Source organism: Amorphus coralli DSM 19760, from assembly GCF_000374525.1.
Lineage (GTDB): Bacteria > Pseudomonadota > Alphaproteobacteria > Rhizobiales > Amorphaceae > Amorphus > Amorphus coralli.
Map to the genome: position 1 here is coordinate 150,405 of NZ_KB894575.1, position 14,702 is coordinate 165,106.

At 68.1% G+C, this 14,702-nt stretch carries 12 protein-coding genes; 5 read left to right on the forward strand and 7 right to left on the reverse strand.

Going from position 1 to position 14,702, the window contains the following annotated elements:
* Positions 1-90 precede the first annotated feature (90 nt).
* From C507_RS21680 to C507_RS0115845, 5 genes are all read right to left on the reverse strand, one after another.
* Positions 91-645 (reverse strand): DUF309 domain-containing protein, encoded by a 555-nt coding sequence (locus tag C507_RS21680; protein WP_018700694.1) that lies wholly within the window; start codon positions 643-645, stop codon positions 91-93.
* Positions 642-2,210: a 3,4-dehydroadipyl-CoA semialdehyde dehydrogenase gene (locus C507_RS0115830; protein ID WP_018700695.1), complete on the reverse strand. Its 1,569-nt coding sequence runs from the start codon at positions 2,208-2,210 to the stop codon at positions 642-644. The genes C507_RS21680 and C507_RS0115830 overlap by 4 nt, the downstream gene beginning before the upstream one ends.
* A complete protein-coding gene (locus C507_RS0115835; protein WP_018700696.1) occupies positions 2,207-3,022 on the reverse strand; it encodes an alpha/beta fold hydrolase in 816 nt (271 codons plus the stop codon). The genes C507_RS0115830 and C507_RS0115835 overlap by 4 nt, the downstream gene beginning before the upstream one ends.
* Positions 3,019-4,572, reverse strand: coding sequence for a benzoate-CoA ligase family protein (locus C507_RS0115840; protein ID WP_018700697.1), 1,554 nt, complete (start codon positions 4,570-4,572; stop codon positions 3,019-3,021). The genes C507_RS0115835 and C507_RS0115840 overlap by 4 nt, the downstream gene beginning before the upstream one ends.
* A gap of 139 nt (positions 4,573-4,711) precedes the next feature.
* Positions 4,712-5,179: a 4-hydroxylaminobenzoate lyase gene (locus C507_RS0115845; protein WP_018700698.1), complete on the reverse strand. Its 468-nt coding sequence runs from the start codon at positions 5,177-5,179 to the stop codon at positions 4,712-4,714.
* Positions 5,180-5,596: 417 nt separating this feature from the next.
* On the opposite strand from C507_RS0115845, the gene C507_RS0115850 reads away from it, so the two are divergent.
* The 5 genes from C507_RS0115850 to C507_RS0115870 all read left to right on the forward strand — a co-directional run bounded on the left by C507_RS0115850 (position 5,597) and on the right by C507_RS0115870 (position 10,169).
* The gene (locus C507_RS0115850; protein ID WP_018700699.1) at positions 5,597-6,760 is read left to right on the forward strand and encodes an ABC transporter substrate-binding protein; all 1,164 of its coding nucleotides are present in this window, start codon (positions 5,597-5,599) and stop codon (positions 6,758-6,760) included.
* Positions 6,761-6,848: 88 nt separating this feature from the next.
* Positions 6,849-7,718 carry a branched-chain amino acid ABC transporter permease gene (locus tag C507_RS0115855; RefSeq protein ID WP_018700700.1) on the forward strand — a complete coding sequence of 290 codons (870 nt, stop codon included), beginning with the start codon at positions 6,849-6,851 and terminating at the stop codon, positions 7,716-7,718.
* Between the two features lie 10 nt (positions 7,719-7,728).
* Entirely contained in the window at positions 7,729-8,739 is a 1,011-nt protein-coding gene (locus C507_RS0115860; protein WP_018700701.1) for a branched-chain amino acid ABC transporter permease, read from the forward strand.
* The gene (locus tag C507_RS0115865; protein WP_018700702.1) at positions 8,732-9,478 is read left to right on the forward strand and encodes an ABC transporter ATP-binding protein; all 747 of its coding nucleotides are present in this window, start codon (positions 8,732-8,734) and stop codon (positions 9,476-9,478) included. The genes C507_RS0115860 and C507_RS0115865 overlap by 8 nt, the downstream gene beginning before the upstream one ends.
* Positions 9,471-10,169 (forward strand): ABC transporter ATP-binding protein, encoded by a 699-nt coding sequence (locus C507_RS0115870; protein WP_018700703.1) that lies wholly within the window; start codon positions 9,471-9,473, stop codon positions 10,167-10,169. The genes C507_RS0115865 and C507_RS0115870 overlap by 8 nt, the downstream gene beginning before the upstream one ends.
* Positions 10,170-10,242: 73 nt before the next feature.
* On the opposite strand, the gene treY is transcribed toward C507_RS0115870, so the two are convergent.
* Both treY and treZ read right to left on the reverse strand, forming a co-directional pair.
* Positions 10,243-12,906: a malto-oligosyltrehalose synthase gene (gene treY / locus C507_RS0115875; RefSeq protein ID WP_018700704.1), complete on the reverse strand. Its 2,664-nt coding sequence runs from the start codon at positions 12,904-12,906 to the stop codon at positions 10,243-10,245.
* Positions 12,903-14,684: a malto-oligosyltrehalose trehalohydrolase gene (treZ, locus tag C507_RS0115880; protein ID WP_026319151.1), complete on the reverse strand. Its 1,782-nt coding sequence runs from the start codon at positions 14,682-14,684 to the stop codon at positions 12,903-12,905. The genes treY and treZ overlap by 4 nt, the downstream gene beginning before the upstream one ends.
* Positions 14,685-14,702: the final 18 nt, after the last annotated feature.

Genomic DNA, 14,702 nt, shown 5'->3' on the forward strand with positions numbered 1-14,702 from the left:
TGAGTTCAATTCCAAACTGCCGATCTACGCCGCGAAAATCGCGCTCTCACGACAAACCATCGCTTCTGCCCGGCGCCAGATCAAGCCAGTTTATGCATTATAATTCACATTTTCGCGCCGATAGGCGATCATCGTGTCGTAGCCGGGCCGGGCATCAAGCGGCGCATCGTCGACCGCGGCCGCGCCGAGATCGGCGGCAAAGCGGGTCGTAGCGGCTCTCGCGGCATCCAGATCGAGACCCATCAACCGGTCCGCACCGCCAATGGCAGCCTCGTCCAGGCAGCGCTCGGCGATCCCCATGAGCCGTACCGCGGCCCGTCTTCGCCCCATTCTGAGCTTCAGGCACGCATTGGCCACCTGGATCAGCCCCTGCACCATGACGCGCTCGGCGCTGTTGGGCCGGGCGCCGATCCAGACAGGCTCCCAGACCTCGTGGGTTTCCCAGAAATAGCCATGGCGATAGAGCCGGAACCCGGTCAGCCATGCCTCGTGCTCGAACCAACGGCCCGGATCAGTCACCTTGGGCGCGGCCTCCGAGATTTCGAAGACCCGTCCGGTTACCGGGCGCGGCGTTACGCTCGGCACATAAGGCTCGTCCGGCAGCGGCCAGGCCTCGACATCGGGCATGGCCGCCGGCGGAATCACAGCGCGGCCTCGGCCGCGTCGTCAGCGAGGGCCGAAAGCAGCGTCGGAGAGCCCTGCACCGCCGTGCGTTGCATGTGCATGCGCAGGCCACGCAGGCTGCCCAGCTCCTCGCCGCCACCGGCCCGGCCGGGGCCCCCGTGCACGCACATGGGCATGACGATCGGGTGGCCGGTGTGGTCGCGGCCGACCTCGTCGTCGACGACCATCACCCGGCCGTGGAACGGGGCCACGCCGACGGTTGCCGCCTTGGCAACGGCCCCGTCGCTGGAGAAGACGCTGAGGGCCAGCGATCCGCCGCCGCGGGCGGCGAGCGCCACGGCGTCCTCCACCGAGCGGTACGGCATGACGGTGGCGCAGGGGCCGAACACCTCGATCTCGTGAACCGCCTTCGCGCCCGCAGGATCGGCGCAGGAGAGCAGTGTCGGCGCAAGGAAGGCGCCGGCCTTGGCGTCGGCGCCCACGACACCGTCGGGAATGCCCCCGCCGCAGACCACGTCCGCTTCCTGCTTCAGCGCCTCGATACCCTTCAGCGCGATGTCGCGCTGCTCCAGATCGACCAGCGGCCCGACACGCACGCTCTCGTCGGCCGGGTCGCCCACCGCGAAGGATGAGACCTTGGCGGATACCGCATCGGCGAAGGCACCCGCGTGCTCGGCCGGCACCAGCACCCGGCGGATGTTGGTGCAGAGTTGGCCGGCCTTGACGCTGAGAGCATTCACCACCTCGCGCACGGCAAGGTCGAACACGGCCGTGCCGGGAGCGGCATCGGGGCCGAGGATCGTGGCGTTGATGCTGTCGGCCTCGATGTTGACGCGCGGCGCGGCGGCCAGCACCGCCGGGTCGGAGCGCAGCATCTCGCCGGTGGCGGCCGAGCCGGTGAAGGCCAGCGAATCGAACGCCGTCAGCGCACCGACGAGATCCTTGCCGACGCCGCAGACGATGGAAAGCGCCCCTTCGGGGAGCACCTTCGCGGCAATCACGTCGGCAACCATCTGGTAGGACAGCCAGGCCGTCGCGGACGCCGGCTTCGCCACGCACGGTACGCCCGCGACGATGGCCGTCGCGACCTTTTCCCAGAGCCCCCAGGAGGGGAAGTTGAAGGCGTTGATCTGCATGGCCGCACCCGGCCGCGTCGTCCAGATGTGGCGCGCGGCGAAGTTGCCGCCCCTGGCCAGCGTGTCCTGGCCGGGCTCGACGATGGTCTTCGCATCCCCTAACGATTGGGCGAGGCGGGCATAGAACTTGAGCGTGCCGATGCCGCCATCAATGTCGATCGCCGCGTCGCGGACCGTGTTGCCGGAATTCTTCCGGGCGATCTCGCCATAGGCATCGCGATTGGCGACGAGGACGTCGGCGACGGCCTTCAGGAGGGCGCCACGCTCGGCGAACGACAGGGCGGCGAGCGCCGGCCCGCCGGTTTCCCGCGCGAATGCGAGAGCCGCCGCCCCGTCGACGCCGGTGGCGTCAACCCGGCCGAGTTCCGCGCCCGTGGTCGGGTCGATGAAGGCGCGGCCCTCGCCGCTGCCTTCGACCCAGCGTCCGCCGACATAGCTCTGAAGCTTCATGCAACCTCCACTGTCGCGGCCTCGATCCGGTCGAGGCGGGCGACGTACTCGGTGATTTCGGCGAGGGTCTCGCCGGGCTTGTCGAAGAAGGGCGCGTGGCCGGCTCCGGGGACGATGACCTTGTCGAGCGGCGAATAGAGCGCGTCGAGCGCGTCGATCTGGGCCAGCGTGCCGTACTCGTCGTCGGCGCCCTGGAGGGCGAGCACCGGCACGCGGATGTAGTCGATCGCGTAAGCGATGTTCCACTCGGCGAAGCCCGGATCGAGCCAGGCGTCGTTCCAGCCCCGGAACGCCCCTTCGGGATCGTCGTGATACTTGGCCATCCGCTCCTTCAGGTCGCCGGCCTCAAAGGCCTCCTTGGCCTTCGCGATGGACGCGAGCTGGCCCGGCTCGGTGAAGAAGTGGGGGGCGATCAGGATCAGGCCGCGGACGCGATGGTCCTGGATGTTGCCGAGATAGAGCGCGGCGATGGAGGCCCCGTCGGAATGGCCGAGCAGCACGCCGGACCGGAAGCCGATCGCCTCCAGCACCTTCGGCAGCACGTCGACCGCTTCACGGGTCATGTAGTCGAGCGGGCGTGGCAGTTCGACGGGATCGGACGTCCCGTAGCCGCGCCGGGAATAGACGAACACGCCGTGGCCGGTGGCCTCTGCGACCTTCTGCGGGAAGTCACGAAACAGCGCAACGCAGCCGAGCCCCTCGTGCAGCATCACGATGGTCGGCGCATCGGTCGGCGGCGGACCGAAGCAGCGGCCCTCGAGCCCGACGCCGTCGATCTCCAGGCGAACGGGATTTGCGGTATCCCAGATCATTGAGCACCTCCTGCCTGCTGACGCAGCTTGAAGCGCTGGATCTTGCCGGTCGCGGTCTTCGGCAGTTCCTCGACGAAATCGATCCAGCGCGGATATTTCCACTTGCCGACCCGCTCCTTCACGTGGTCGCGCAGCACCGCATCCATGCCGGCCGGCGCCACTCCGGATTTCAGGACGACGAAGGCGCGGGGCTTCTCCAGTCCGGTCTCGTCGTCGGAAGGCACCACAGCCGCCTCCAGCACGTCCGGATGCGAGACCAGAGCCTGCTCGATCTCGAAGGGCGCGACCCAGATGCCGCTCACCTTGAACATGTCGTCGGTGCGGCCGCAGTAGACGAGGCGGCCGTCCTCGCGCCGCTCGTACTTGTCGCCGGTGCGGGTCCAGGCGCCCTCGAAGGTCGAGCGGGTCTTGTCGCGCTGGTTCCAGTAGCCCTCGGCAGCCGACGGCCCGTTGACCAGCAACTCGCCGATCTCTCCGACCTCAACGTCGCGGCCCGCCTCGTCGACGAGGCGCAGTTCGTAGCCCGGAACGGCCCGCCCGGAGGTGCCGTAACAGACGTCGCCCTCGGCATTGGACAGGAAGATGTGCAGCATCTCCGTGGAGCCGACACCATCGAGAATGTCGACCTGGGTGCGCGCCTTCCAGCGGCTGCCGACTTCTTCCGGCAGCGCCTCGCCGGCGGAAATACAGATGCGCAGCCGGTCGCAGCCGGCCGGCCGGCCATCGCCCATCGCCGCCAGCATCGCGGCATAGAGCGTCGGCACGCCGCAGAACACGGTGGGGCGGGCGGTCTCGAGCACCGAGAATACGCTGTCGGGCGTCGGCCGACCTGCAAGCAGCGCCGTGGTCGCGCCCACCGACATGGGGAACGTCATGCCGTTGCCGAGCCCGTAGGCAAAGAACAGCTTGGCGGCGGAAAAGACCGTGTCGCACTCGCCGATATTCAGGACCTGGGCAGCATAGGTATCGGATGTCGCCCTGAGGCTGGAGTGCACGTGACGCACGCCCTTCGGCCGGCCGGTGGAACCGGACGAATAGAGCCAGAAGGCACACTCGTCGGGGGACGCCTCGACGGTCGAACCCGCGTCGCTCGCGTCGAGCTCCGCCTGGAAGTCGAGATGATCGCCGGCCGCGTCGTCAACCACGAAGACGGAGGCGAGATCCTCCGCCTGGTCCACGATCGGCGCAACGGTTTCCAGGAGTTCGGCGGACACGAACAGCGCCTTGGCGCGGCTGTCCCGGAGGATGGCGAGAAACAGGTCGGCCGACAGGAGCGTATTGACCGGGATCGGAATGACGCCGGCCTTGAGACTGCCCCAGAAGATGACCGGGAAATCGACCGTGTCGTGCACGATCATCACGGCCCGGTCCTCGCGGCGGATGCCGTGGCGGCGGTAGAGACCGACCATGCGGTCGGTGGCGTCGGCCAGCGCGCCGTAGGTCAGCGTCCGCCCCCGGCCGCCCGCCTCGAGGAAGGCCGTCTTGTCGCCGAGCCTGGCCCTGTGACGATCCACGAAATAGTAGGCGGCGTTGCCGCTTGCTTCCTCCACCGGACGTGTCCTCCCCGAACCGCGGTCGTTGTCTTTGGCGGCCGCGCTTGTGCACGGTCCGTTGTGATTGGCGGGCCGGGCAGGCCCGCAATACGGGCGCGCCGGGGGCGGAGCGTCCGCCTGCCCGCGCCGGCCCGGCTTAGCGGCCGGTGAACTCGATCTGCCCATCCGGCAGGAAATAGAGAACATAGGCGTCGCCGTCGGACACCGTGGGATGATGGTCGCTGCCGGGCGGGTAGACGTACCAGCCCTCCGGCATGTCATCGAATTTCGCCGCGCCCTCGATCGGCATGATTGCACCAATCTCGCCGGTGGTGTGGACGTGATGCGGACCCTTCACGTCGCGCATGCGCACGACGTCGACGCTGAAGCGTCCGGCCTCGTTGCCCGGCTTCACCGGGCGGCCGAACTTGATGCCGCCGTGCTCGCGCTGCATGAGCCAGCCCTCGGCCTCACCCTCCGCACACAGGGTGCGCAGCTCGGTGAAGTCGGCCCCGTCCCTGGGAAAGGTGGCATTGAGGAAATCGGCCAGCTCCGCATCGAGAGGCCGGTCGCCCATTGTGGTTGCGATACGGGAAACCAGGTCCCGGAAGGCCTGCTCACTCATGGGGGTCCTCCGATCTTCGCCCTCGGCGCACGCGGGGGGCGCCTTTGGAGCGGTTCGCGTTTCTGCATTATTATGCATATCACGCCCCCGACCCGCAAGCACGGAAGCGGCACTATATCCCGCGCACGGCTGGTCGATCCGATTATCGTACACATATCAGATGCTTAGTTTTCGGATCCACACCGCATCCAGAGTGTGCATTATATTGCTTGCGTGGCTGGAATCGCTCGGCTAGGCTACCGCTTGCTCGGCAGAAGCGCCCCGATCCCGCTGATAAAGAGGGCGCCCGCCAAGCGACAGTTCCGGACAGGAACCGGCTCGTCCGGATCGTCCCGTCCGGGATTCAGAGGAAACAATCGGGACTGCGGCCGGAAGGGACCCTCCCCGGACCGTGCAGTCCCTCAGGGAGGACACCGAATGATCAAGACCGTCACCGGCGCGCTCGTCTGCGCCTCGTTTGCCGTGGCCGCCGCCGGGCCGGCTTCGGCTGCCGACTACAAGGTCGGCATGCTGCTGCCCTATAGCGGTGTTTATGCCGCCCTCGGCCAGGACATCGACGACGGCTTCATGCTGGCGCTCGAGGAAGCCGGCATGGTCGACCAGGTGGAGATGGTCCGCGAGGACACCGAGGTGAAGCCGCCGGTCGGCCTCGCCAAGACCCGCAAGATGGTGCTGGAAGATCAGGTCGACGTGCTGGTCGGCCCTGTGTCGTCCGGCGTGCTCGGCGCCGTTCGCGACTTCGTCGACCAGACCAAGACGCCGCTGATCGTCGCCAACGCCGGCAACGATGCCGCCACCGGCGAGAACTGCAGCCCCTACATCGTCCGCGTGTCGTTCTCCAACAGCCAGGTCAACCGGCCGATGGGCCAGTGGATGGTCGATAACGGCGTGAAGTCGGTCTACACGCTCGCCCCCGACTACGCGGCCGGCCAGCAGCAGATCACCGCCTTCGCCGACGCCTTCAAGGAGGCCGGTGGCGAGGTCGTGGGCCAGGAATATACCCCGTTCCGCACCACCCAGGACTTCGGCCCCTATCTGAGCCAGGCGCAGTCGACCAATCCCGACGCCGTCTACGTCTTCTACGCCGGCAGCGAGGCGATCAACTTCGTCAAGCAGTACGATGCGTTCGGCCTGAAGGACAACACGACGCTTTACGGCTCGGGCTTCCTCACCTCGCCGCTCTATGTCGATGCCGAGGGTCCGGCCGCTATCGGCGTGATCGGTTCGCTGCACTACATCCCGACGCTGGACACCCCGGAGAACAAGGCGTTCGTCGAGGCCGTGCAGAAGAAGTACGACCGGGTGCCGTCGGAGTACACCGTGCAGGGCTACGACGCCGGTCGCTCGTTCGTCGAGGCGATCAAGTCGGGCGCCACGGACAAGGAAGCCATCGCCAAGGCGCTACCGACCGTCAGCTACACCAGCCCGCGCGGCCCGGTCTCCATCGATCCGGCCACCAACAACATCATCCAGAACGTCTATGTCTACGAGACGGTCGAGGGTGACGACGGCAAGCTGACCCAGAAGCTCCTCGGCACCGTCGAGAACGTCAAGGACGCGCCGAACGGCTGCGAGCTGTAGGCCTTCCGAAACGCGAAACGGGGCCGGGCGGACGCCATCAGCACCGCCCGGCCCCTTCGTTTCCAGCCCCTCCCGACGGAACGAGACCATGTCCGACTGGTCCTACTGGGCAGTGCAGACGCTGAACGGGCTTCAGCTCTCCATGCTCCTCTTCCTGCTTTCGGTGGGCCTGACGGTGATTTTCGGGCTCCTGCATTTCGTCAATCTCGCCCACGGTGCGCTTTATGCGCTGGGTGCCTATATCGGCATTTCCGCCGCCACCGCGACGGGCTCCTACTGGGCCGGTTTCGCCGCCGCGCCGGTGGTCGTCGCGCTCACCGGCATCCTCCTCTATCTCGGCCTGATGAAGCGCATGCGGCGCGCCGGGCCGATGAACCAGGTGCTCGTCACGCTCGGCCTGATCTTCGTCTTCGTCGACATCTTCCGGCTGGTATGGGGCGACATCGCCATCGGCACCGTCGAGCCTGCCCTCTTCACAGGGCGCAGCGAGCTGTTCGGCGTCGTCTATCCGACCTACCGGCTGTTCATCATCGGTCTCGGTGCGCTGGTCATGGCGGTGCTGGCGCTGGTGCTGTCGCGCACCCAGCTCGGCGCGATGATCCGCGCCGGCGTCGACAACGACCAGATGGCCGCCTGCCTCGGCGTCAACGTGGAGAAGATCTTCTTCCTCGTGTTCTGCGTCGGCTGCGCGCTGGCCGGACTGGCCGGCGCCGTGGCGGCTCCGGTTTTCTCCGCCCACCCGGACATGGGCACGGAGATCCTGATCTCGACACTCATCGTGGTCGTGGTCGGCGGCATGGGCAGCCTGCGGGGCGCCATCGCCGGATCCTTCCTGGTCGGCTTCGCCCAGACCTTCGGAACGGTCCTCCTGCCGCACGTCGCCTCGCTGCTGATCTACGCGCTCCTCGCCCTCGTGCTGGTGTTCCGGCCGACCGGCCTGTTCCCGGCCCGGGCCTGAGGCAGATCCGATGTTCCGACAGTCGCTCCTGAAGACCCTCACCGTCCTCGCCATCCTGGCGGCGGCCATCGCCTACACCTTCACCACCGGATATTTCGGCAAGGAACTGGTGATCGAGGCCGCCACGCTGGCGATCCTGGCCATCAGCCTCGACATGATCGCCGGCTACGGCGGCATGATCTCGCTCTGCCACGGCGCCATCTTCGGCGTCGGCGCCTACACCTATGCCGGGCTGACGGTGCTGTTCGAGGTGAACCCGTTCCTGGCCTTCGCCGCGGCGATCGTGGTGTCCGCCGCCTTCGCCTTCGCCGTTGGCGCGGTGACGGCGCGCACCCACGGCATCTTCTTCATCATGGCGACCCTCGCCTTCGGCCAGATGGCCTACGTGCTGGTGTTCGAGAACAAGGCGCTGGGCGGCGACGACGGCCTTGCCGGCGTGCCTCGTCTCGACGTCTCGCCGCTGGGCCTCGACTTCAACAACTCCGTTCAGTTTGCCCTGTTCGCGGTGGCGGCGGCGGCCCTCTCCTACGCCGCAGCCGCCTGGGTGCTGCGCTCCGGCTTCGGCCGCACCCTGGTCGGCATCCGCGTCAACGAGGCGCGCATGAAGGCCGTCGGCCTCACCGTCTGGCGAACCAAGGCAATCGCCTTCGCCATTTCCGGCGCGCTGGCCGGCCTTGGCGGCGCCATCGCGGCCCAGCAGACCATGTTCGTCTCGCCCGAGCTGATGGCCTGGATGGTGTCGGGAACCGTCCTGATGGTGGTCATCTTCGGCGGCATCGGCACCCTCGTCGGCCCCATTGTCGGCGCCGTGGTCTGGGTGTTCCTCAAGCACGAGATCTCGTCGGCCACACCCTACTGGCACATCGTCGCCGGCACCGTCCTCATCATCACCATCGTCGCCGGCGGCCGGGGTCTCTACGGCCAGATCGAGTACATGGTCGAGCGGCGGCGCCTGAAACGCCTCGCCGCGGCGGGCGTCCCGTCGACAGCCACCGGCCGGGAGGACGAGACCCATGCTTGAGGCCCGTTCCCTCAACCGCGCCTTCGGCTCGCTGGTGGTGACCAAGGACGTCTCGTTCGCGCTGGACAAGGGCGAGCGGCGCGTGGTGCTCGGCCCCAACGGCGCCGGAAAGACCACGCTGTTCAATATCCTTGCCGGCGAACTGAAGCCCTCCTCCGGCGCCGTGCTCATGGGCGGACGCGACATCACCGCGCTGGCCGTCGCGGCGCGCGCGCGACTGGGTCTCGCCCGCAGCTACCAGAAGAACAACCTCTTCGGCGAACTGACGGTGCGCGAGAACCTGGCGCTCGCCGTCGCCACCGCGCGCGGTGCGGCCGGCTGGATCATGCGCGACACGCTGTCCGATGCCGGAATTGCCGAGGACGTCCGAGACGCGGCGCTTGCCGTCGGCCTCACCGAGATGCTGGACGTGCCGGTGGACGCGGTCTCCTACGGCGTCCGCCGCCAGCTGGAAGTGGGCATCGCGCTGTCCACGCGGCCGAGCGTGCTGCTGATGGACGAGCCCACCTCCGGCGTCGGCCCGGGCATGATCCAGGCGTTCCACCAGCTCATGCACACGTTGCCGCGGGAACTGACCGTGCTCATCATCGAGCACGACATGGACCTCGCCTTCGACGTGGCCGACCGCATAACCGTACTGAACTACGGCGAGGTCGTCTTCGAGGGCACGCCGGATGAGACGCGCGGCAGCCCGATGGTGCGGGAGATCTATCTCGGGGAGTGGGACGCCCATGCTTGAGCTCAGCGCGCTGGAAACGGGCTACGGCGAAACCCGGGTCATCCACGGGCTCAGCCTCGAGGCGCAGGCCGGACGCATGCTTGCCATTCTCGGCCGCAACGGGGCCGGCAAGACGACAACGCTGAAGGCGGTCATGGGCCTCCTGCCCGTGACCAGCGGCGACATCCGCTTCGACGGCCACTCGATCGCGAAGACCAAGCCCTACGACATCGCCAGGCTCGGCGTCGCCTACGTGCCGGAGACGCGCGACATCTTCCCGTCCCTGACGGTGAAGGAGAATTTGACGCTCGCCGGCCGCACCGCTCCCGCCAATGCCGAATGGACGCTGGATCGGGTCATCGACTTCTTCCCGCGCCTCGGCGAGCGACTGTCCAACGGCGGCAACCAGCTCTCCGGCGGCGAGCAGCAGATGCTGGCCATCGGCCGGGCGCTGCTGATGAACCCGAGGCTGCTGATCCTCGACGAGCCGACGGAGGGCCTCGCCCCGATCATCGTGCGCCAGATCCACGACAAGCTCGCCGCGCTCAAGGAGGCCGGCCTGACCATGATCCTGGTGGAGCAGAATTTCGGCTTCGCCACGAGCCTCGCCGACGAGGTGATCATCGTCGGCCGCGGCAAGTCGGTCTGGACCGGCTCGTCGGATGCGATCCGCGCCGACAGCGAGACCCAGCACAAGTGGCTGGGGGTATGAGCGGGATCAGGAAAAGTGGGAACCGGTTTTCCGCCCGGATCCCGCTCTCAACACAGTGCTCTGCCTCTCGGGATCAATCGCCCGACGCCAGCAGCGCGAAGGGATAGCCCGAGAAGAGATCGGCGATCCGCGCAGGGCCGCCGTCACGGCGGGCGCCGGTGATGGCATCGACGTAGCCGCCGGTCCGTTCGGGCAGCAACACCGCCGTCTCGCCCCAGATCGCCTCCGATCGCGGATCGGGTCCGGCCTCGACCAGCGCGTAGGTCAGGCGCGGGACGACGGCCACCACTTCGCCTTGTCCGCGCGCGAACGCCACCACGTGGCGCGCCGCCGGTCCGCTCACCTCCAGCGGCGAATAGGCGCCCCGGGTGACGATCTCCGGCATCCGGGCGCGCACCTCCAGGCCACGCTGCACGATGCGCTGTTTGACCAGGCCGAGCGGCAGCAGGCCCGTGGCCGGCCAGCCTGGCAAATCCTCGTCGATCAGCCCGGCGAGGCGCTCGAAGTCCACCGGACGGCGGTTGTCAGGATCGACCAGCGACAGGTCGCGCCCTTCCGATCCCTGGTAGATGTCGGGCACGCCGGGCGCCGCCATCTTGAGGACGGTCTGCGCCCAGCTCGTGAGCGTACCAGCGCGGATGAAGGGCACGATCGTCCGGATGAAATCGTCGAGGAAGTCGCCTTCGGCCGGATCGAGCAGCGCGGTCGCATAGGCGCGCACGCTCGCCTCGTAATCGGCGTCGATACCGGTCCAGCTTGTGCGAGTCTTCGCCTCGCGCAGCGCCTTTTCGACGTAAGCGGTGAAGCGCTCACCGAGCGCCGCCAGCCCTTCCTCATCGTCAGGGCCGAGTTCCGGCGGCCAGACGCCGGCGAGCGCCTGAAACAGCAACCATTCCGTCTCCGGCTCCGGTGCTGGCCCGCCGGAACGGATCTCCACCCGTCCGATGGTCATCTCGCGCCAGCGCGTCACCGCGGCGCCCCATGTCTCCGGCGCCTCGCTGATGGCATAGAGGCGCGCGCGGGCGTCCTCGCCGCGCTTGGTGTCGTGGGTGGCTGTGGCCAGCAGGCCGAGGGGCTGTTCGGAAACGCGGCGGGTCATGGCGGCGTGGAAGTCGTCCGGCGCCATGCGGATATCGTCCGGATCGCCACCCACCTCGTTGACCGCGATAAGCCGGTTGAACCGGTAGAAGAGCGTGTCCTCGATGGCCTTGGCCATAACCGGGCCGGTGAGTTGCTGGAGCTTCACCCGGAAGAGCGTGGCCGTAGCGGCATGCGCCCGCGCGACCTCCCCCGTCAGTGCGGCACGAATGACGGCCAGGGCGCGGGGATCGGGGCGCGGCGCGGCGGCTTCCGCCGCATCGAGCACGTCCTCCAGGAGCGCCCGGTCCCGGTCCGGCATGCCTGCGCTCGTGCCGTAGGTCCGGTAGACGGGAAACTCAAGGATCAGCGCGATCAGCGCCGTTTCCAGCGCCTCGCGCGAGACGTCGGTATCCGGTGCATCGGCGCCGGCGATCGTGACCAGCGACGTCACCAACCCGGAAAATTCGCCGGCAAAGTTGTTGGTCGCCATCAGCAGCTTGGCGTCACGGCGCTCCTCGTCGAGATCCACCGGCTGCCCGAGCCCGGCCTCGTAGGCGGCGTGCAGCGGATCGGCCAGGGCCTCGTCGGTCATCAACCCGCCGAGCGCGGTGATGAACTCGTAGCCGGTGGTGCCTTCGATGGGCCAGTCGGCCGGCAGGGCCTCGTGCCCTTCCAGAATCTTCTCCACGTGGATGGGCACGTCGGGCCCGACGGCGGCCCGCAGCCGCTCCAGGTAGCCGGCGGGATCGGCCAGTCCGTCTACGTGATCGACGCGCAGGCCGTCCACCGTCCCGCTCGTCACCAGGTCAAGGATCAGCCGGTGCGTGTCGGTGAAGACCGCCTCGTCCTCCACCCGCATTCCCACCAGCCCCGTCACCTCGAAGAAACGGCGGTAGGAGAGGTGACGGCGGGCGTCCTGCCAGAAGGTCAGCCGCCAGGGCTGCGCCTCGTGAAGCGCCGCGATCAGCGCGTGGTCGGCGGAGAGACGGGCCAGTTCGCCGTCGAGTTCCTCCATCGCCGCGTCGGAAGCCAGCCGTCCGGCCACGGCGGCGTGGAAGGCCTCTTCATTCTCGGCCGTCGCATCCGCCCCCAGCGAGGCAATGTCCTTCAGGAGCGGGCTGTCGCTGGCATGGCCGAGCCGGCGGTAGCTCAATGGCGCCAGCGGGAACCGGTTTTCGAAATAGCCGAGCACCAGGCGCCCGGCCTCGCGGTCCGCCTCGAGCCTCAGTTCGCCGTCGGCGAGAATGGCGGAGAAGTCCTTGCCGAGCATCGGCAGCGTCAGCCGCTCGCGCCAGTCGATGTCGAAATGGCGGGCGTACGGGCTGTCGGCGCCGCATTCGATGACGTCGCGCCACCAGGCGTTTTCCAACGACGCGGCCATGTGGTTGGGCACGATGTCGACGATCAGGCCGAGACCGGCGGCGCGCAGCGCGGCGCTCAGGGTGTCGAGCCCCGCGCGCCCGCCGATCGCCGGATCCACCGCGTTGCAGTCGGTGACGTCGTAGCCGTGGGTGGAGCCGGAGACGGCGGTGAAGACGGGCGACAGGTAGAGATGGCTGACGCCGAGCCGTTCCAGGTAGGGCACGATCCCGACGGCGCGCTCGAACGTCATGCCGTCGCGCATCTGCAGCCGGTAGGTTGCGATCAGCGGCATCATCGGCCCGCCTCTGAAATGGTCACGACCACGCTGTGTGCGGCAAGCTTGCCGGGCGCCTCCGGGGCGCCGTCCGGAACGAGTCGGTAGATCGTCTCGCCCACGCCATCCGGCATGGCCATCGGCTCCGCGCTCAGGTTGGCACGCAACTGCAGCCGCCCGCCGGCGAGGGTCCAGTCGACGGCGATCACGCCCTCTTCGGAGGGCACGACCGTCCCGCAGTTGCCACCGGCTCCCTTCAGGAGCGGCACGATGCGGGCCTGGCGCAGCGCCAGAAGCTCGCGAACAAGCCCGTTCCACGCGCGCCCGGTGTCGGTGTCGAGTTTCGCCCAGTCCAGCCTGGAAGCGGCGAACGTCGTTTCCGCGTTCGGATCCGGAATGTGGTCGATCTCTTCCGGCGCGCCCTGGAAGGCGGCGAAGTGGCGGAACTCCCGCCGCCGCCCCTCGCGCACCGCGTCGGCGAGGTCGCCGTGGAAATCGGTGAAGAAGCAGAAGGGCCGGGTCTCGCCGTACTCCTCGCCCATGAACAGCAGCGGAATGTGCGGTGACAGCAGTAGGATCGCCGTCAGCACCCGCACCATGTCGCCTTCCGCAAGATCGATGAGCCGCTCGCCGAAGGCGCGGTTGCCGACCTGGTCGTGGTTCTGGATGAAGTCGACGAAGGCCGTCGGCGGCAAGTGTGCGCTCGGCTCGCCGCGCGGCGTGTCGCCGCCGTGGCGCGAGATCTCGCCCTGGAAGGCGTAGCCTTCCGCCAGCGCCCGGGCAAACTTCTCCCAGTGGTGCTCGGCGAAGTCGACATAGTACCCCTCGGTCTCGCCGGTGGCGATGACGTGGACCACGTTGTGGATGTCGTCGTTCCATTCCGCCGTGTGCAACACGACCTCACCGTCGGGGCCGCGCTCGTGGAGACGGGTGATGTTGCGGTTGTCCTCCGTCGCCAGATGGACCGGCCGATCGGTGATCCGGGCACGGATTTCTCGTGCGATCTCGATCAGGATCTCGGTGTCGGACTCGTCGTCCAGGACGTGGTCCACCGCGTCGAGGCGCAGCCCGTCGAGGTGAAACTCCTCCAGCCAGTAGAGGGCGTTCTCGATGAAGAAGCGGCGCACCGGCGGCTTCTCATAGGCGATGGCGTCGCCCCACGGCGTATGGCGGTCGGCGTGGAAGAAGTCCTTCGCATAGGCGTGGAGATAGTTTCCGTCCGGCCCGAAATGGTTGAACACCACGTCGAGAAAGACCATCAGCCCGAGACCGTGGGCGGCGTCGATGAAAGCCTTGAAGTCGTCGGGCGTGCCGTAGGCGGTATGCGGTGCGTAAAGCAGCACGCCATCGTAGCCCCAGCCGCGCGTGCCGGAAAACTGCGCAACCGGCATCACCTCCACGGCTGTCACCCCCGTTTCGGCCAGGTGCGGGAGCCGCTCGATGGCGGCCCGGAAGGTGCCTTCCGGCGTGAACGTGCCGACATGGATCTCGGTGATGACCGTGTCTTCCCAGGCCCGTCCGGGCCAGTCGGCGTGCTCCCAGCGATAGGCCGTCGGATCGACCAGCACGGACGGCCCGTGCACGTCGCCCTGCTGGCACCGCGAGGCGGGGTCCGGCACCACGGTGCCATCGCCGAGAACGTAGGCGTAGGCGGCGCCGGCGGCTGCATCGCCGTCGACCCGCTCGAACCAGCCGTCGGCGTCCTTCGCCATCGGCCTGTCCTCGCCCGCGATCCGCAGCGTGACGGCCTCCTCGTTGGGCGCCCAGAGCCGGAACCGTGCGCCGGAGGGGCCGGTCATCTCGGCCCCCCAGGTGCA